This window comes from Paenibacillus alginolyticus DSM 5050 = NBRC 15375 (assembly GCF_000422905.1).
Classification (GTDB): Bacteria; Bacillota; Bacilli; order Paenibacillales; family NBRC-103111; genus Paenibacillus_E; species Paenibacillus_E alginolyticus.
This window is the reverse complement of record NZ_AUGY01000077.1, coordinates 1-18882: the sequence shown is the minus strand read 5'-3', so window position 1 is coordinate 18882 and position 18882 is coordinate 1. Positions and strand designations below refer to the sequence as shown.

The 18882-nt window shown below is 42.6% G+C and carries 16 protein-coding genes and 2 pseudogenes; 12 read left to right on the top strand and 6 right to left on the bottom strand.

What is annotated here, in order from left to right:
• Window positions 1-245 precede the first annotated feature (245 nt).
• From G519_RS44890 to G519_RS0128125, 3 genes and pseudogenes are all read left to right on the top strand, one after another.
• Window positions 246-479 (top strand): annotated as a pseudogene (locus tag G519_RS44890) (ArsR/SmtB family transcription factor); the annotation flags it as partial.
• A 134-nt stretch (window positions 480-613) separates the two neighbouring features.
• Window positions 614-1129 (top strand): GNAT family N-acetyltransferase, encoded by a 516-nt coding sequence (locus G519_RS0128130; RefSeq protein ID WP_029197527.1) that lies wholly within the window; start codon window positions 614-616, stop codon window positions 1127-1129.
• A 162-nt stretch (window positions 1130-1291) separates the two neighbouring features.
• A complete protein-coding gene (locus G519_RS0128125; RefSeq protein ID WP_029197526.1) occupies window positions 1292-2794 on the top strand; it encodes an MDR family MFS transporter in 1503 nt (500 codons plus the stop codon).
• 78 nt (window positions 2795-2872) lie between these two features.
• Here G519_RS0128125 and G519_RS51365 read toward each other — a convergent pair whose 3' ends face one another.
• The gene (locus G519_RS51365; RefSeq protein WP_164826769.1) at window positions 2873-3034 is read right to left on the bottom strand and encodes a hypothetical protein; all 162 of its coding nucleotides are present in this window, start codon (window positions 3032-3034) and stop codon (window positions 2873-2875) included.
• A gap of 168 nt (window positions 3035-3202) precedes the next feature.
• Between G519_RS51365 and G519_RS0128115 the strand changes: the two genes are divergently transcribed.
• Both G519_RS0128115 and G519_RS0128110 read left to right on the top strand, forming a co-directional pair.
• Window positions 3203-3655: a cupin domain-containing protein gene (locus tag G519_RS0128115; RefSeq protein ID WP_029197525.1), complete on the top strand. Its 453-nt coding sequence runs from the start codon at window positions 3203-3205 to the stop codon at window positions 3653-3655.
• Between the two features lie 247 nt (window positions 3656-3902).
• Complete coding sequence (locus G519_RS0128110; protein ID WP_029197524.1) at window positions 3903-4313, top strand: hypothetical protein; 411 nt, start codon at window positions 3903-3905, stop codon at window positions 4311-4313.
• A gap of 225 nt (window positions 4314-4538) precedes the next feature.
• On the opposite strand, the gene G519_RS0128105 is transcribed toward G519_RS0128110, so the two are convergent.
• Both G519_RS0128105 and G519_RS0128100 read right to left on the bottom strand, forming a co-directional pair.
• Window positions 4539-5018 carry a hypothetical protein gene (locus G519_RS0128105; RefSeq protein WP_029197523.1) on the bottom strand — a complete coding sequence of 160 codons (480 nt, stop codon included), beginning with the start codon at window positions 5016-5018 and terminating at the stop codon, window positions 4539-4541.
• Between the two features lie 137 nt (window positions 5019-5155).
• Window positions 5156-6586, bottom strand: a complete 1431-nt coding sequence (locus tag G519_RS0128100) for an aminotransferase-like domain-containing protein (RefSeq protein ID WP_029197522.1) — start codon at window positions 6584-6586, stop codon at window positions 5156-5158.
• Between the two features lie 116 nt (window positions 6587-6702).
• Between G519_RS0128100 and G519_RS44885 the strand changes: the two genes are divergently transcribed.
• Both G519_RS44885 and G519_RS53720 read left to right on the top strand, forming a co-directional pair.
• Complete coding sequence (locus tag G519_RS44885; protein WP_051253756.1) at window positions 6703-7650, top strand: DMT family transporter; 948 nt, start codon at window positions 6703-6705, stop codon at window positions 7648-7650.
• Between the two features lie 409 nt (window positions 7651-8059).
• Window positions 8060-9023 (top strand): annotated as a pseudogene (locus G519_RS53720) (L-cysteine desulfidase family protein).
• A 105-nt stretch (window positions 9024-9128) separates the two neighbouring features.
• Here G519_RS53720 and G519_RS0128085 read toward each other — a convergent pair.
• The gene (locus tag G519_RS0128085; protein WP_051253755.1) at window positions 9129-10364 is read right to left on the bottom strand and encodes an MFS transporter; all 1236 of its coding nucleotides are present in this window, start codon (window positions 10362-10364) and stop codon (window positions 9129-9131) included.
• A complete protein-coding gene (locus tag G519_RS44875; RefSeq protein ID WP_036633996.1) occupies window positions 10334-10783 on the bottom strand; it encodes a MarR family winged helix-turn-helix transcriptional regulator in 450 nt (149 codons plus the stop codon). Before G519_RS44875 ends, G519_RS0128085 begins: the two co-directional genes overlap by 31 nt.
• 462 nt (window positions 10784-11245) lie before the next feature.
• On the opposite strand from G519_RS44875, the gene G519_RS0128075 reads away from it, so the two are divergent.
• The 3 genes from G519_RS0128075 to metE all read left to right on the top strand — a co-directional run bounded on the left by G519_RS0128075 (window position 11246) and on the right by metE (window position 15114).
• Window positions 11246-11752: a GrpB family protein gene (locus G519_RS0128075; RefSeq protein ID WP_029197520.1), complete on the top strand. Its 507-nt coding sequence runs from the start codon at window positions 11246-11248 to the stop codon at window positions 11750-11752.
• 44 nt (window positions 11753-11796) lie between these two features.
• A complete protein-coding gene (locus G519_RS0128070; RefSeq protein WP_029197519.1) occupies window positions 11797-12699 on the top strand; it encodes a LysR family transcriptional regulator in 903 nt (300 codons plus the stop codon).
• 111 nt (window positions 12700-12810) lie between these two features.
• Complete coding sequence (gene metE / locus G519_RS0128065) at window positions 12811-15114, top strand: 5-methyltetrahydropteroyltriglutamate--homocysteine S-methyltransferase (protein ID WP_029197518.1); 2304 nt, start codon at window positions 12811-12813, stop codon at window positions 15112-15114.
• A gap of 118 nt (window positions 15115-15232) precedes the next feature.
• On the opposite strand, the gene G519_RS0128060 is transcribed toward metE, so the two are convergent.
• On the bottom strand, window positions 15233-17248 hold the full coding sequence (locus G519_RS0128060) for a GxGYxYP domain-containing protein (RefSeq protein WP_036634003.1): 2016 nt from the start codon (window positions 17246-17248) through the stop codon (window positions 15233-15235).
• Between the two features lie 434 nt (window positions 17249-17682).
• Between G519_RS0128060 and G519_RS51705 the strand changes: the two genes are divergently transcribed.
• Complete coding sequence (locus G519_RS51705; protein ID WP_051253754.1) at window positions 17683-18132, top strand: hypothetical protein; 450 nt, start codon at window positions 17683-17685, stop codon at window positions 18130-18132.
• Complete coding sequence (locus G519_RS51700; RefSeq protein WP_051253753.1) at window positions 18132-18602, top strand: amidohydrolase family protein; 471 nt, start codon at window positions 18132-18134, stop codon at window positions 18600-18602. Before G519_RS51705 ends, G519_RS51700 begins: the two co-directional genes overlap by 1 nt.
• Window positions 18603-18882 lie beyond the last annotated feature (280 nt).

Genomic DNA, 18882 nt, shown 5'->3' with positions numbered 1-18882 from the left:
GATTTCTTGATTATTCGACCATGTCATGGCATGGTCTTTTTTTTCATGCAAGAAACGATATTCTTGATATGATGAAGCAACAGGGATAAGTAACTCCGGTTATTGTTGGAGCTGGAAAATCGCTTTTTTAAAGATGTCAAAGAAATTAAACTTGAATTGATCGAAGCTAGGAATTTTAGGTCAGGAATCGTTCTGCTTCATTATAAAAAAATAGGGTTTGATTAAAATTCGCCTTTTTGGCGCTTATGAAAATTTATGAATTAACGGATCAGTTTCAAATGGGACGAACAGCTGTATCCAAACATTTGGCGATCCTTAAAGAGGCAGGTCTCGTAACAGACCGGAAGGTCGGCAGAGAAACGCGGTATCGGCTGAATCCCGCTCCACTCCGAGAAATTCAAGATTGGGTATCGTTTTACGGTAAATTTTGGAATGAAAATATGGTGCTTTTAAAGCATTTATTACAGGAAGAAGAATAAAATATTGTAAGTTATCTAAAAAAATATCCGATTATTAGCCGCTAAAATTGCGGCTTTTATTTATTTTATATGATTCAAATGCATTATGTTAAAATGTGGATATATGAATTATGACGAAGGAGAACGAGATTCCTATGAAGCAAAGTAATGAAAATATTACAATCGATGTTCGGCCTGCATCTATTGATGAAAGTCATATTGTACTTGAGCTTTGGAAAGGGTCTGCAAGCTGGCTTCAATCTAAGGGGATAAATCAATGGAATCCAGAACATTTCAAGATGAATCAAATTCATGAATGTTTCAATAAAGGTAATGAGATATATTTGGCAAGGTTGAGTGAAGAAGTTGTGGGAACACTTTTCATTTGTTGGTCGGACCCTTTCATTTGGGCAGAGCTTGATAATAACGAATCAGGGTATATTCATAGATTTGCTGTAAGTAGAAATCATTTAGGAATGGGGATAGGTCAATTATTATTGAAATGGGCTGAAAACTATATGAAAAATAAAGGGAAGACCCGAATAAGACTTGATTGTATGGCTGAAAATGATAGATTAAATCAATATTATTTGGATAGCGGATTTCAACATATAAGACTGCTGCACTGGGATAATGGATGGAAAATCAATTTATATGAGAAGAGTTCATGAAAGTCTACATATGGGGAAGGTTCCTTTTTAAGTAATTGAAAGTTATTGACAAATAAACAATATTTCGTTAGCATCATCTTTGTGAAACGGACAATTGTCCGTAATTATGCAATTAGACAAGAGAGAGTCAGCAGAGGATGCTGAATCGGATGGAGGGAATACATGACTTCAGGTAAAAACATTGCTGCAACAGAAGCCCCGTTTTCAATGCGAAGCATATTAGGGCCGTTGGTGGCAATTGTGGTTGGGATTTTCATGGTTATTTTGGACGGAACCGCGGTAAACGTTGCTCTTCCCAAGCTGCAAGAAGAATTTAAACTATTGAACTTGTCCTTAGTACAATGGACCGTAATCGGATATGCGCTGGCACAAGCAGCCGTCATTCCTTTGGCGGGGTGGTTATCCGACAGATTTGGCGCCAAGAAAATATTTTTGATCTCAGTAGGTCTATTCACTATTGGGTCTGGTCTATGTGCGCTGGCTAATTCGGTTGAAATGCTGATTACTTTCCGTATCATCCAAGGTCTGGGTGGCGGTGTAGTTGTTCCTATTGCTATGGCGTTCATTTATCGTCTGTCACCGCCGGGAAAAGTAGGGGCCGTCATGGGCATGATGGGTATTCCGATCTTGCTGGGACCGGCGCTTGGACCCGTTGTTGCAGGCTGGTTAGTTGAATATCATAGCTGGCAGTGGATATTCCTGATTAACCTACCTATCGGTGTAATCGGAATTATTCTCGGAATCCGTACATTACCGAATATTGGGCGGCAGTCGGTAGCATCCTTGGATTTACTTGGCATGCTTTTAGGACCAATTGCGTTTGCAGCTCTTGTCTACGGTGTTTCTAATGGTGGTATTGACCCGATCACTGGGAAATCCACTTGGATGGATGCTGATACGCTAATTGGCTCAGGGATCGGTATTGTAGCACTTATTTTATTCGTTATTGTGGAATTAAGACGTGAAAATCCGCTGCTCGAGTTGCGCGTTTTCCGCTCAGGTAATTTTACAAAAGGGATCATCGTGCAATGGATTTCTCAGATTGCGATGTTCGGAACCATGTTCCTTGTCCCCTTATATTTACAACAAGCCCATGGCTATAGCCCTCTGAAAACTGGTCTTATCATGCTTCCGCAAGCTCTGGCATCCGGTTTATTTATGCCAATTGGTGGTAAACTGTCAGATCGTTTCGGAGCGCGTCCGCTTGTCTTGGCGGGTATGGCACTTACAACGATTTCAGCATTTTTACTGTCTAATATTTCTGGCGATTCAGGTGTAGGGACAGTGATCCTGCCGCTTGCACTGCTGGGCGCGGGAATGGGACTGTTTATGATGCCTCTCAATAATCATTTGATCCAATCCGCACCACAGAATTTGGTTGGCCGTGTAACGTCGCTCACGAACGCCGCACAGCAAGTGATGATGTCCTTCGCTATCGCCATTTTGATGACGATCTTTACAACGAAGATGAAAAATATGATGGTTGAATCAGGTAAGCAGAAGCCGGATTTAGACTTGTATGCTTCTTCCTTTGGGTACACTTTCTTAATTCTATTGGGTATCGCCGTTGTCGGTGGTTTACTTGGTCTAATGCTGCAAAAGCCCAAGAAGGTGGAAGGCGAGTCCACAGGCGGTGCAGAAATTCCAATGATAGTTAGTCATTAATCGGACAATTTGTTTACATTAAGAAAACGAAAAGCCCGGTCCAATTGGAACCGGGCTTTTTTCGCATTCCTCTTAGGATTACTGATCTTGAGATTTGCTGCTGGAAGATTGATTTTCTTGAAATGCCTCAGCAGCTTTCTCTGCGGAAAATTCCGTATCATCTTTACCTGGGACAGGCATTTTGTTTAACTCCGTTGATTGTACTTCCGCCTTTGTTGCCTGATTATCTTGATTGGGCATGTGACACCTCCTCTTTTAAAATAACAACGCGGAATAGTTTTCCACATAAGAAATTATTTATTCAGAGTAGGACGAGTTCTTAAATGTCTAGCTCTACCAGATTTTAAGTGTATAATAGATTAGGAATTTTATAGAGATAGAAATAGGAAGAGAGTGAGAAATAAAATGATTACAAAATCTTTATCCCCATTAGTGGCTGCGCTAGATTTAAAGCCTCATCCTGAAGGCGGCTGGTACAAGGAGCTTTGGAAAGCTTCGTTCGAAATCCCAAAAGAGGTACTTAATGAAGCGTACACAGGTTCCCGATATGCAGCGACTTCCATTTATTTTGTGCTTCATCCAGATGAGTTTTCAGAGTGGCATACGGTATTATCGGATGAACTTTGGCTCTGGCATTCAGGAAGTCCATTGTTACTAACACTTGGCGGTACAAAAGACAAGCCCGAGGAAACACAAGAGATCATTCTCGGACCAGATGTCATTAATGGACAATGTCCACAAGCCTTAGTTCCGGCCACTGTTTGGCAGACGGCAAAACCGCTAGGAAACGAGCCTGTTTTTGTTTCTTGTGTTGTAGCGCCGGGGTTTCATTATGATGATTTTAAGTTAATTAAGAAATAAGCTTGCAGCAGTAATTGAACGAAAATGTAAAATGTTGTATAGTTAAATGTAAAGACTGCCATTGTTGGCGGTCTTTTTCTGCTTGATAGACCTGTTCCTTATGTTCATTGTCAAGTAGAACAAATTCATGGATTAAAGCCGCTTATCCGATTTGCACAGAAAAAAATAATAGGTAAGAAGTGAGGGAATGACATGTGCAATTCACGATATGCATTGATATATGACGAATTTAAGGAAGGAGAAATTTATGAGAAAAAGATTAACGAAAGTTATGATAACATGCATCGCTATTTTATTTATATTTAGTTTGATTAGTTGTAGTAATACTGCCGAGAAAGTTTCAAGGGATAAAACCTTTGAGCAAACAATCGATGGAAAACTTAATAATATTACTAATCCAAAAAATAATACAGTGTCACTATCCTCAAATCCATATGACTATATTAAGGGGGAAGATAGTAATAAGGATTACAAATACATTGTTTTGCAAGGAGAAAAGTCTTTAAATTATATGCTCAACCAACTTGCTAATAGCGATAGTAATGGATTAAAAGAATATATTATGGCAATTGCATGTTCTGAAATACTAAAAGAGAATCCTGCTTCTAAAAAGTGGGCATCAGGTAGGGAATGGTATGCTAACTATATTAAAAAGTAATACTAACCAATAATTTTCTTATTATACTGTCCTATAAGGCGTTCATCTTTAGGCTGCCTCTGGTTTCACTGTTGCACTTAGAGGGAGGTTTTCCAGTTAGATGACCGTATAGAGCAATTAACGCCAAATAACTGGAGGAATTCCTGTTAGATTTCGCTCCGTATCGAAATAAAATAGAGGCTGCTCGCTAGGTTATTAACCTTTTGAGTCAGCCTCTTTCGTAAATCATGCTGGCAGAGAGGGGAACTTGTTAATTTCTATAAAGTGAATCTGTAAAGAACCGAAAAATGCTCGACCTTGGTTGTAATGAAGTTCACATTTGTACCCATACTTTCGTGAAATGGCTTGCAGTTCTTTAAACCCTGGGAGCGCTCTGACCAAAGAGGTTATCTGTTGAATGACATGGTTTGGCAGCTTCATAAACATCGTCGTTGAATTAATGCCATCGACAACCGAAATGAAACTGGGAAATGTGGATTTCTTGAAATGGGTGAGATGGATACTGTCCTCGGCAATTTGTAATATTTCTTTGTTCAGACGATTTAGGTTAATAGTAATATTTTCATAAAAGTAAATACCAAATCCGATTTTGTTAGTCAAGGGATTTAAACGTTTTTTCCATTTCAACACTTTTGCTTCCCAATAAGTCTCTAACTGCTCACTTAATTTATGCCAGTTGATTCGTGATGTGAAAAATTTTCGCATGATATACTCCTTCTTTTTAACATGTTACGTAATAAAGACGTTGGAACGATGATTTTTGTTCAATATTTAACCCACGAAGAAAAATCCCTTCCTCAAGCTTAGTCTTGTGGGTGGGATTTTTTTTAGCCTTGTTGGGATCAAAATCGTCTAGCGATATCTGCAAGCAGCCTGACACCCTCACGAAGTTGCCCCTCATTAACGAATGAATAGCTTAATCGAATCCAAGATCGCATCTCTCTGAGCGGATCACAGATCATACCCGGAACAAAAGAGACCGAATGTCGGACGCTTTCTTGTAATAATTCTTCCACAGGCAAATCTTCGGGAAGCTTAAGCCATAAATTGAATCCTCCTTGTGGACTGACCCAACTCCATCCGGTTGTGGACAATTCCTGCTCCACAATTTCTTTTCGTATTTGAAGGGCGATTCGCAGCTTCTCCAAGTGTTGTTTAATGCGTTCTGACTCGAAATAGTGTAGGAATATTTTCTGGTTGACCAGAGGAGTTCCGTTATCAGCCAATGATTTTGCTGTTATTAGCGGTTTTATTACGGACGGACGACCGATGACCGCGCAAATGCGTAGCCCAGGTGCCACGAATTTACTGAAGCTGCGGAGATAAACAACCCAACCATCTGTATCATAAGAAAAAATGGGCTGAGGTGGCGGCTGATCAAAATACATCTCATGAATGGCATCATCTTCTATTAGTAAACAGCGATAGCGTTCAGCCAGCTCGACAAGCTGCTTGCGTTGGTCCGTGGGAACCGTATACCCAGTTGGATTATGAAAGGTAGGATTCATATAAAAAATACGGGGTCGGTACTGCTTCATCAGCATCTCGACTTTCTCCAAATCATAACCTTCTGGGTAAATGTCGACTGGAATAAACCGTGCACCCTGTTGGCGGAAAATATCAAGCGCGGCGCTATATGTCGGCCTTTCTACCAAGATGAAATCCATTGGTCTGATGTATACCCGTGAAATGAGGTCAATTGCCTGTTGTCCCCCAGTCGTGATCAATAGATCACTTGCTGTCAGTTGAATACTATGATGAAGCTTCATGTACTGACAAAGAAATTCACGCAGTTCGTCATCCCCTTGTGCACTGGAGTAGGTTCCCAGTAATTTGGGATAGATGTCGAAAACTTTCTTAACATATTCAGATATATATAGATTCGGCAGTAAATTCGGATCAATCAAGGACTGGGAAAACTGATAAATAACCGGTACCTGCTGAATTTCAGATAAAGAGTTTCTCAAATGGCCGGAAGAGGTGATGGGGCTTCTTTCCGTATAGTCAGAAATGACATGTTCCGGGAAGTCTGGTGGACATACATAATAACCCGATTTCTCCTTTACGTAGACGATATGGTTTTGTTTTAGCAGCTGATAAGCTCTAAACACGGTTAGCCGGTGTACCTGGAGCTCTTGGGCGAGCAGCCTTATCGAAGGGAGTTTGTCATGTGCCTTTAACTCTCTACGTTCGATCCTGGTGACGATAAAATCGTATGTTTGTCTAAAAAGTAGTAGTTTGGTATCATTCGTGGATGTGTGCCTATTTATCATACCTTGTTCACTCCTTAATTCACTAATTATAACTCATGCTCAAGCAGTCTGTTCTGCTGTATAGGATCTGTTCTATTGTCTCCCCTGTATAATACATAACAAGAGGGGGAACATCCATGATTATTTTCAATTATTTGCTCGTATGTCTCATATTTGGCACAACGTTTTTAGCCATAAAGGTAGGTGTCGACACTTCTACGCCGCCTTTCTTCTCCGCAGGAATAAGGTTTTTTCTTGCAGGTCTGATATTGTTCTTTTGGATGGTATGGAAGAAAAAGGCCAACTTATCCTTACTAATTCACAAAGAAATGCTGCTAACGGGGATAGGTTTGACTTTCGGTACATTTTCTACGTTGTACTGGGCTGAGCAATATGTTTCCTCTGGTTTCGCTGCCGTTCTATCAGCTACGGCTCCAATGATGATGCTCGTGCTGCAAACCATTGTTCTGCGACAGAAGACATCGTCAAGATCCGTATTCGGTTGCATCCTCGGATTCGTTGGAATCATATTGTTATTGCTGCCACACCTTACAATAACCGCTAATATCAGGTGGATAATCGGATGTCTTGCTATTTTAGTCGGGCAGATCTTCTATTCCTCGGGTGCCTTATATTCCAAAAGGGTTATTCAGCGATTCCCACAAACATCGCCAATTGCGCTTAATGCGGCTCAGATGATTTATGGAGGCCTGCTGCTTGTTATTTTGTCTTTATTCACGGAACATGTGGACATCAAGAGCATGCTGACTACAAAGGCGATCGGGTCTCTTTTATACTTAATCGTTATTGGCTCCATGGTAGGGCACAGTCTGTTCTATTGGCTCGTCGCCAAAACGAATCCCGTTTTTCCGACCACATGGCTCTATATTTCGCCGACAATTGCGCTCACATTCGGAGTACTATTGTATGGCGAGACGATCACTTGGGTATCGGCAATAGGAGTGATTACCATTATTGTTGGAACTGTTTTTGCTAATCTGGATAGTTTGAAGCAACTGATCCATAAGAAGAGAACAGACGCTATACCAGTTAGTCAACGAGTTTCTGAAGTCAGTGGGAAATGAAGATGTAATGAATTTACTAGTTGAACTAAGTGAAGAAACTATCGTATATTTTAAGAATGATTCGAAGGTCTTTGGTGACTTTCGATGTTGAGGGAGGTTCATCTTGCATACAAATACATTTATTAACATCCTACAAAACGAACTTGTTATCGCGCTTGGCTGCACGGAGCCAGTTGCGATCGCCTTAGCTGCAGCTAAAGCAAGGACTTATGTGGACGGCAATATTGACAATATTACTGTTTATGCAAGCGCAGGTATTATCAAGAATGCACTAGCAGTGGGAATACCCGGTACTGATCTGACAGGGATCGATTTTGTCGCTGCATTAGGTGCAATTGCTGGAAATGCAGAGAAACAGCTAGAAGTACTTGCAGATATTAAGCCGGAAGATATTTCAGTGGCGCAGTCGATGGTGGAACGAGGCGTTTCAGTAGTTCATCTTTCGGATACGACAAGGAAATTATATATTGAAGTTATCATTGAAGCAGAGCAAAGGTACGCTAAGGTTGTCATTACCGATAATCATACCAATATAACGCTGGTAGAAGTTGATGGGCAGGTAGTTGACACTGGAGGCTGCGCAAGCGCGAGTTTTAAGAGCTCCAATGCGGAGCGGAGTGAGCTAACGGTTGAATCAATTGTTGAATTCGTGAATACCGTTGACCTTGTTCATCTCGGTTTGGTCAAACAAAGCATTGAATTGAACCGTAAAGCAGGTTTAGACGGCTTGGAGCATTCTTACGGACTTGAAGTTGGTAAGACAATTAAAGAAAATGTGCAAAAAGGTATTTTGTCAGACGATTTAATATCTCATGCCATGGCTCTTGCAGCAGCTGGATCGGATGCTCGAATGGCTGGATCCTCCATGCCGGTTATGGCGAATTCCGGAAGCGGAAATCAAGGGATTGCAGCGACAAACCCTGTTATAGCAGCTGCAGAAAAGTTAGGAGCTTCAGAGGAAAAACTCATTCGTGCCGTTGCACTGAGCCATTTAATCACCATTCATATTAAATCTAAGTTCCGCATTATGCGGCGTCACCGTATCCGGTACGGGTGCAAGCTGTGGCATAACCTATCTGCTTGGCGGAGGGAAACCGGAGATAAAAGCGGCGATCCAAAATATGCTCGGTAATGTGGCTGGGATGATGTGTGATGGAGCAAAAGGTGGCTGTGCTATGAAAGTTGCGACCTGTACGAGTGCAGCCGTACAGTCTGCGCTACTCGCATCAAAAGGGATGACTATTTCCTCGACAAATGGATTTATCGAAAATGAAGCGGAAAAGACGATTGACAACTTTTGCCGTATAGGTAATGAAGCAACATCTGAGATCGACAAACTTATTCTCGAAATGATGTTAAATAAGGACTTATAGTTTAGATAATGATAGCTTTTCAACCTATAAATCCTACAAACAAAAGCAGGCGCCGCGGCGACCTGCTTTTACTAAATGAGTTAACGTAACATTGCACTTAGATAGCTAAGAGATATTCTTCGAAATTGTTATTGGACTTTGTTTGATGGAAGAAGCTGTTTTTCGGTGATAAAGCCCATAATACAGAATAGCAGAGCATGCGACAACCAAACCGGCAATGAAATACATGGTATGGTAATTCGTTTTCGAAGCGACTGCGCCAAGTACATAGGAACCAATTCCGTATCCTGAGTCGAAAAGTAAGAAATACGTGCCTGTCGCAAGCCCTCTGCGGTGTGCTGGGGCGGCTTGAATTGCGATCGTCTGGAAGCTGGGAAGCATTGCCCCGAATCCAAGGCCCAGCATACCTCCTGCGACTAAAAATAGGACAGGGGAAGAAGCCATGCTGAGGAGTATCATTCCTAAAGTGAAAAGGATGATCCCCGGATAAACTAATAAATGAGGACCTGAACGATCAAACCATTTGCCTGTAAAGGGTCTGGATATAACAATCATTAAAGCGAACACCATGAAGAAGTAACTCGCATACGTATCCAACCCAATGGATTTGGCGTACACGGAAAGAAAAGTCGTAATAGCTCCGTAAGAAAAGGCCAACACAGTGCCTGCCAAAGAAATTGGCAAAGCCCGCGGCTCAATGAACTTTCTCCAACCAGACACTGATTGCACGTTCACTCTAGAGATAGCTTGAGGAATGCGAATGGTCACCCCAAATAAGAAAGCGAGAAGCGCGAACACAATGCACACACCAAATAGAAGACTATTATTGTGAGTCTGCATAATGGTTAGCCCAAGAAAGGGACCAACGACCATAGCCAAGCTCATGAAAAGGCTGAAATACCCAATACCCTCACCTTTGCGACGCTCAGGAACTAGCTCGATAGCAATTGCACCAGCAGCCGTTGTCGCCATCCCGAATCCTATGCCATGAAGAAATCTTAAGCCAAGCAGAAAAGTATATTCATGAACGAGGGGATACAGCATCGTGCAAATCATAAAAAGTGCCAGCGAGAAAAGTACGATCTTTTTCCGGTTCCATTCATCCATCCACTTGCCGGTTAAAGGCCGTAAAATGACGGTCGAAATAATAAAGACGGTCATAACAAGACCAATCTGCTGCTGTTCGCCATGCAGCGTATCAGTAACGAAGATAGGCAGCGTGACCGCGAGAATATAAAAGGTCATAAATAAAAAAAAGCTGCTGAAGCAGACAGCAACAAAATCCCGATTCCACAATTTTTGATGCGTATTCACGATGACTCCTCCACTTCCTTGATGCATGCATTGGCCTGGTTGGTCAATTGGTTGAGCATCTCCCGCAAAATCGTTGTTTGTTCGTCCGTAAAACCGCTAAGAACCGAGGCGATTACCTTCTGCTCAATCGGCGTCAGGATATCATTCAAAACTTTGCCTTGCTCCGTGATAAAAGTAAGAAACGATCTTCGATCCGTCTCATTGGCCCGTCGCTCCACTAGGCCTTTGCGTTCCAATTGATCGAGGATTCGCGTAATATTGGTCTGATCCTTTTCAGCTCGGACCGCTAACAGTTTCTGCGTAATGCCATCTTCATCAGCTAAACGATTGAGTACAGCCCATTGCTCTGTTGTCATATCATAAGGTTGAAAATGGCTGTTCAATAATTGTGTCAATCGTCTTCCGGCATGGTTCAAAATAAATCCAAATGAGCTATCCAGTCCCAAAATGATTCACCCTCTCGAAATTAGTTGCTATAGCAATTATATGCCTAGCAAATAAATTCGTCAATAAAATGAGTGTCCAGATGCATAACATTTTCGAGAACGGACATATTACTTTACGACGGTGATTCAGCGAGGTGTTGTGTCGCATACCATGCAACGAACTACCAGGGAAGTTGTTTTTGAATCTATATAGAAGCGAGGAGATGTGCCGCAGATTCATTAATGTAGTCATATACTACAGGAATGTGTTGAGGTAGAGACCCAGCTAAGTAAGGTTCAAGGCAAAAGTACCATAATCCTATCACCGTCGAAAAAGACCCCGAAAGGGGTCTTTTTTACTTCCGTTCTTTTTAGAACGGGGCTTTTTGTTTTAAACATATATTTATGTAACAGGCTGTTAACAGCAGGAATATGTAAAAATGCTAACGAATTATTTTGAAAGTATGTGTGAGGAGAATTTCTATGGGAGCCAGTATCGTAGTTGTAGAATATGATCCGAGTTGGGTTCAGTTGTTTGAACAGTTACGAGACTTCGTACTTCCGGTTTTAAGCGACCTTGAAGTAAAGATAGAACATGTTGGGAGCACATCCGTTCCAGGATTAGCAGCTAAACCTATTGTTGATATTGACGTGGCGGTATCTACGCAAGGTGATGTCCATACAGCCATCCAAGGGCTCGCCACTCTAGGATATGTGCATGAAGGCGATTTAGGAGCCACAGGGCGTGAAGCTTTTATTCCTCCCGATGGCATCCCTTGGCATCACCTGTACGTATGCACCGTTGAAAATGCTGAATATAAGCGTCATATCCTATTTCGAGATTATTTGAGAATCCATCCAAATGACGCTAAAATGTACGGTGACTTGAAGATGGAACTTGCACGTCGATTTCATAATGACCGCGTGGCCTACTCTAATGCCAAGAGCGATTTCGTAAAAGAGATTTTGAAACAAGCTGGATGGAAATAACTTGAGATAAATGATGGATCAAGATTCTTGAGGGGAGTATTTCGTTGACTTTACAACAATTAAAGTACGTTATTGAGGTTGCTAATCGGGGATCAATTAACGAAGCGGCCAAGCGGTTATTTATTTCTCAGCCTAGTCTTTCAAATGCGATTAAGGATCTGGAAGAAGAAATGCAGCTTGCGATATTCGAAAGATCTAATAAAGGAATCTCACTTTCTAAGGAAGGTATTGAATTCTTGAGCTACGCGCGACAGGTAGTCGAGCAGGCGGAATTATTGGAAAGCCGCTACCTCAATGCGAAGCCTTCCCCGCAGCATTTTTCGGTTTCCACTCAGCATTACGCTTTTGCGGTGAATGCATTTGTGAGTCTGGTCCAGGAGTATGGCCAAGATGAATATGAGCTAGCTTTGAAAGAGACCAAAACCTATGAGATTATTGAAGATGTCAAAAATTTACGCAGCGAGATCGGCATTTTATATGTGAATGAGTTTAATGGGAAAGTCATCAACAAGCTGCTCAAAACCGCGAATTTGCAATTCAACAGCTTATTAACGGCTAAGCCGCATATTTTTATCAGTATTAAAAACCCGTTGGCCAAGCAATCCATAGTGACCATTGACCAGCTTCAGAATTATCCATATCTATCCTTTGATCAAGGGGAGTATAATTCCTTTCACTTTTCAGAAGAGATTCTTAGCACGATATCACATAAGAAAAGTATTCGTGTTAATGACAGGGCGACACTATTCAATTTATTGATCGGATTGAACGGATACACCATATCGACTGGGGTGTTAAGTGCCGATTTGAATGGAAATGAGATTATTCCCGTACCTTTGGATTGTGAGGAAACCATCCATGTCGGATGGATTTCCCATAGAAATGCTTCGCTATCCAAGTTAGGAGCGGCCTATATTCAAGCACTCATGCAAGCAATATCCCAATAAAACGCTTTGATATAGCCATTAGCTATGGCTAGATATAGTTTATTCCAGTTACGCTATATCCAACAATACGTGATATCCTTCTTGTAACAATTTGTAGAGGAGTTTTACAAGATGATGAAAAGCAGCGTGTTGGGATATCCGCGTATTGGAGCGGAGCGAGAATGGAAGAAAGCGCTCGAAGCTTTTTGGGCAGGCAAGCTTGAAGAATCGGAGTTTCACCGTCAGCTGCAAGAGATCCGTTTGAATCATTTGCGTAAGCAGCAAGAGAAAGGCATCGACTTCATTGCGGTCAACGATTTCAGCTATTACGATCATATTCTGGATACTTCCACGATGTTCGGAATTATTCCGAAACGCTTTCGGTATGAGGGCGGCAAGGTACCGTTATCGGTTTATTACGGGATCGCTCGTGGGACGAAGGAAGCTGCGGCAAGCGAAATGACCAAATGGTTTAATACCAACTATCATTATATCGTACCGGAACTGGGCGAGGCATCGCCGGTGCTTACCGAAAATAGACCGCTTATGGCTTATCGGGAGGCTAAGGAGAAGCTTGGGATCGAGGGCAAGCCCGTTATCGTCGGACCGCTGACATTCCTGAAGCTGTCAAAAGGATACCGTATTTCGGAGACCGATGACTGGCTGGGACGCTTACTTCCGCTTTATGTGCAGATCCTACAGGAGCTTGCAAGTGAAGGGGTTCAATGGGTACAAATAGACGAACCGATTATCGTCACGAAATTAAACGCAGATGACTTGCAGCGGTTAAAGACCATTTATGAGACATTTGCAGTCTCAGTGCCGAACCTGAATATCATGCTGCAAACTTACTTTGAATCGGTAGAGCACTACAATGATATCGTCGCGCTGCCCGTCAAAGGAATAGGGTTAGATTTCGTACATGGTTACTCCGGTAATCTATCGTCGATTAAAGCGCTAGGTTTTCCGGCGGATAAGGTGTTAGGTGCGGGGGTCATTGACGGTCGTGGGATTTGGAAGGCGCCACTGCGCGAGAAGCTGGCACTCGTAGAAAAACTCGCTGAGATCGTAACGACTGAGCGACTTATTGTGCAGACGTCATGCAGCTTGCTTCATGTTCCGGTATCGGTAAAACATGAGACGAAGCTCGTATCTGAACTGAAAGATGCTCTCGCATTTGCAGATGAGAAGCTGGATGAGCTTGTACTTCTTGCAAAAGCGATCTCTCAAGGAGCCGCCAGTATCACAGGCGAACTGGAAGAATGTGATCGAGCTATACAGGCACTCAAGCTATCAGGTGAGCGCAATCGGAGTGACATTCAGCATGCAGTCGCCTCCATCAGTGCTCAACACCCTGAGCGCAGTCGACCATTTTCTGAGCGTCATATTGCTCAACAGAAGAAGTGGCAATTGCCGATTTTTCCGACGACGACAATTGGCAGCTTTCCGCAATCTCCTGAGGTGCGCAAGGCCCGTCAACAGTGGCGCAAGGGTGAATGGAACAATGAGCAGTATGCTAACTTCATCCGAGAACAGATCGACATCTGGATCAAGCTTCAGGAGGAGATCGGATTGGATGTTCTCGTGCATGGCGAATTTGAGCGAACCGACATGGTCGAATTCTTTGGAGAGAAGCTCGCGGGCTTCGTTTTCACGCAGAACGGATGGGTGCAGTCGTACGGTTCTCGTTGTGTTAAGCCGCCAATTATATTTGGGGACGTAGCTTTCAAGGGGCCGATGACTGTCGAAGAAACAAAGTATGCACAGACACAGACCAAACGTCCAGTAAAAGGAATGCTGACTGGTCCGATTACGATAATGAATTGGTCGTTCGTTCGCGAGGACATCACGCGTGAACAAATTGCCTACCAACTGGCCTATGCGCTTAGACAAGAGGTGGAGGCGCTTGAGCAGGCAGGTATTGGCATGATACAGGTCGACGAGCCTGCGGTTCGCGAAGGCTTGCCGCTTAAGGCGGATGATCAAGCGAAGTACTTGGCGTGGGCAGTCCGAGCCTTCCGTATCGCCACCTGCACGGTACAGGATACGACGCAAATTCACACCCATATGTGCTATTGCGAATTCCATGACATGATCCATTCTATCGAAGCGATGGATGCCGATGTGATTTCGATCGAGACATCTCGCAGTCACGGTGAACTGATTCATAGCTTCGAATTGAACACATATAAGCTAGGCATTGGTTTAGGCGTATACGATATTCACAGTCCGCGCATTCCGAGCGTGGAGGAAATGACTAGTATGATCGAACGTGCCTTGCGAGTGCTGGATCCGAAGCTATTCTGGATAAATCCGGACTGTGGTCTTAAAACACGTGGTTTCGAAGAAACGATCGCTTCCTTGCGAAACATGGTTGAAGCGACGCAAATCGCGCGTTCGAAGCATGCCCAAGAACCTATAGCCAATAATCGCTAATCAAAACATTCCTGTAGGGACTAAGATTTGGAGTTCGGACTTCGTTAATAAAGTAGCAAAAAAGAATCGGACAGCGGCAGTTTAAAACTGCACGCTATCCGATTCTTTTTACATGGATTTATTCTTTTTTGGACAATCCATAAGCTTCACGAATAAGTGTGAAATATTGTTCGGCGTTTACGATCTTATATTCCTTTTCGAGTGATTCGGCGATGGCCAGAATATCGTTAGGTCTCATACCCCACGCATTCACCCCGACGGAAAGGAACAATGGTGATTTGCCGTCCCAGCCTTTCTTGGCCTCGGCTAGCATATTAATTCCATCCTGAACCGTTCCAATTCCTCGCATCATCGATACAGGAAGCGTACCGTTCATGATTTCGATGCCGAATTGATCGCTTACAAGCAGGATGCCGGGAACTTTATAATTATGCTCGTACGCGGCTGCTTCGGAGGAGCTTATGGGTATGTCTTTGGTGACATCCCGGTTTATCACCATCGGAATGGTCATACCGGTTTGTTTGAGATATCTATAAGTATCCTTCATGAAATCCGGTAACGTTTCCTCCGGCCATGGATGCGGGTTGAAATAACCAGCGCCAGACGGTCCGGCGACCAGCAAGTCATTCTCTGTTGCCGTTTTCCGGTAATAATTAAGAACCATTGGAGCGGCATCGTAGAGTAATGGACTGGAAGTCCAATTAATAGGTACTTTACCTCGTGCAGGATCTTCCCATAGATTCTCTCGCATATGGTTCAAATTGTATTGCAAATTGTCGCCTTCGCCGAAAGTGAACGTCACATAAATTTTATTTTCCAGTTTGAGCGGATTGGGCTTGATCTTAGGGACGGCTTCCACCTTCGTTCCCGAGAAGACGGTCATGTTGTGGAACCAATCAGCTGCCAATACGAAGACGCTATGCCTAGAAAGTAGGTCGACGGAAGCGGCTTCGCCTTCGAAGTCATTGCTGAACCAGCCCAGATAAGGTGTCCCCGGCTCGACATCGGACAGAATCTTCTCTAAGAGTGCTCGCTGATCCGGCACATCCGTCGAAAGCCAGAAAACCATTGCTTTGTTAGCGACCGCATAGTCTCGTAAATATCCGTAAGGCTCTTTCTGCTCAGACGAGAGAGGGCGAATGTTGCCGACCGAAACTTTGTATTGATTCCACATCTCTACAGAGATCGTCAACTGTTTCGTTCCAGCAGTTGGTTTAAATTCATACATGAAGTAACTTCCGTTATCTGCGAAGCGGTGGTCTGCACCCGGTAAATGCTTTGAATTTTGCCTGTCATACAAGTACAATTCTTCCTCGGGCGTACCAGCCTCAAATTGAGCGATTACGTTCCCGTCTGCCTTTACGGTGATGGCATGAACGGCCGGTCCCCATCCGTCCTGGGTGAAAGAATCATCGAAACGAACGTATATCGCCTCTTTCCCTAAAAACGATGAAAGGTCGTATTCATACGTTCCTCGGTTACTGGCATCCCTTATTTGCCTTTTCTCTTCAGCAATCGTGACGAAGGATTCGGGTAAACCGGGGGGGAGCGAGATTGATGTGTCCGGACTGAGCCCAATCAGCATCCGGTGAGTCGTCTGATTCCATAAGTGCTCGTACTGCCATGTGTACGCGTCAATTTTATTTTTGAATTTGCCCCGGAAATCTTCGATCACTTTCAATTTGTAGGGAGCCGCAGTTAGTTTGCCTGCCAATTCAGGGCTGACGACAACAGCATTCTTAAGTCCAGCCATCGTGGTCGCGACGTTTATGGAATCTGGCGTTTTCGGATCGTAGATAATGATTCCTTTTACTTCATTTTTATACAAATCGAAGACATCCATGCTGTTTTCATGGAGCTTATGCGGTATGGTCATTTCGTTATACCAAGGGTCCACCTTGTTCTGAATCAGATAGATACGGGGGCTTTCTCGATTCACAACGCCCTGAAGTGTAGCCATCAGCAGTTTGACGTCTCCAGGTGCATTAGAAACATTGACAACGTCTAAATGCTTGGGTTGATTAAAAGTTGGAAGCGCTTGATTTTTCGGCCATTTAATCCCATCAGCAGTCACACCATCAGCCTGTGCTGCAGAAATGCTGAAAGGCAGCATTGTCACACATAGTAGTACCATGCATAAAATTCTTAATTTCCCAATCAATCTGCTCACCTCATTTTGAAATTTTAAATTCAACGAAGCTGTCTTTGTTTCAATATAACCTCCTTCATCGAAGAGTAGCGTGCATTGTATTGTCATGACATATCTGCATGGATATATTTAACATGTTATATATGATAAATCAAGTGTTTCGACAAACAATCTTAAAGAAATACAAAATATTGCTTTATTCTACATGAATAAAACTTAAGTAATGACATATTTTGCAGTTGGAGGAGGCTGCTTAATGGATGCAGATAAACCTCATTTGATATATTATAAAATGCAGACTAAGCTCTTGATTTTTCGATGGAAAATAAAGGATAATCAGTTGAGTTCCCCGAATTAATTTTATTTGGTTCTACGATTTGAAGGCTGATACATTTCAAGAAAGAAAGTTGGTCATACGAATGAAAAACCGGATTATTATTACATTAATAGTGACTGTGAGTACAGCCATAGGGATATGGCTAATTTCTGTTTTGGGTCTATTCCCGTTTGACCAAGTAAAAGATTCTGCCGTAACAAAAGCTTCACCCACCTCAAATATACCTTTAATCGTAAATGAAACAAAGATTGATAAGGGGACTCAGAAAACGGCTAAAGAGTTAGTTGAACAATACCGTCTTTTAAAAGTCATCGATTCCCATAATCATGATGCATCTGATTCAAAGTATATAAATATGCTGGAAGTTTGGAAGCGTAATGCCGTCAATCAAGTTGTTCTCTTTGGTGATGTATCAGAGCCAAGCGCAGTAATGACCGACCAGATGTCATGGATGGCTTACAAAGATAACCCTGATGTATTATTCCTTACTTTTCTGGCTTTGATATGCATGATAAATCGAGTCTCGATGTAGTGACACATAACCTGGAACAAGGATATTTTGGTTTAGGTGAAATTGCAGCTGCTTCTTTGTATTCACCTGTGGTATCAAAAGTGGCTTGGAAGGGTGAAAGCCCAATGGACGGTTATTTACCGGACATATTCGAAATATGTGCAAAATACAAAGTCCCCATTCTGTTGCATATTGACCCGCCAAACGGAATGGTTATAGATAAGTTAGAAGAGGCGCTTGACAAACATCCAAACACAATAATTATATTCGCACACGCCAACGCGTTTAATTCACCGGAAAATATCAGAAAACTACTCGAAAAGCACCCCAATTTGTACGCGGATTTTTATGCGGGTTTCACCGCTCTCAATCCAGCTAGTACCAATAAGTTGGAGGATTTCGTACCTGTGATGAAGCAGTTTCCTGATCATTACCGATGCAAAATAGCTGACATGATCAGTAAGTCTTCACGTATAAATACAATTACTTAAATATATTGTATTTATTACCATTTTGTTTTTCTGGGTACAAGCCAAAAAAGTAAAGACTACAGAAAATGACGCGTTTTTACCATTAATTTACATTTTATTCTTGTGTCTCCGCTATTCTCTCACTATGATGCGCTGTGAACTTAGCCGTTCTTTTGTCTTGCTCGTCTTCTGTCGACCCTTTGAAGTTCTACTTGGCGGGCGAAAGACAGCATTTACAAAGTTAGACCAGCTATCATAGAAATAGATTCGCAATAACTTTAGCGTTGTCCAGGGACTTTTG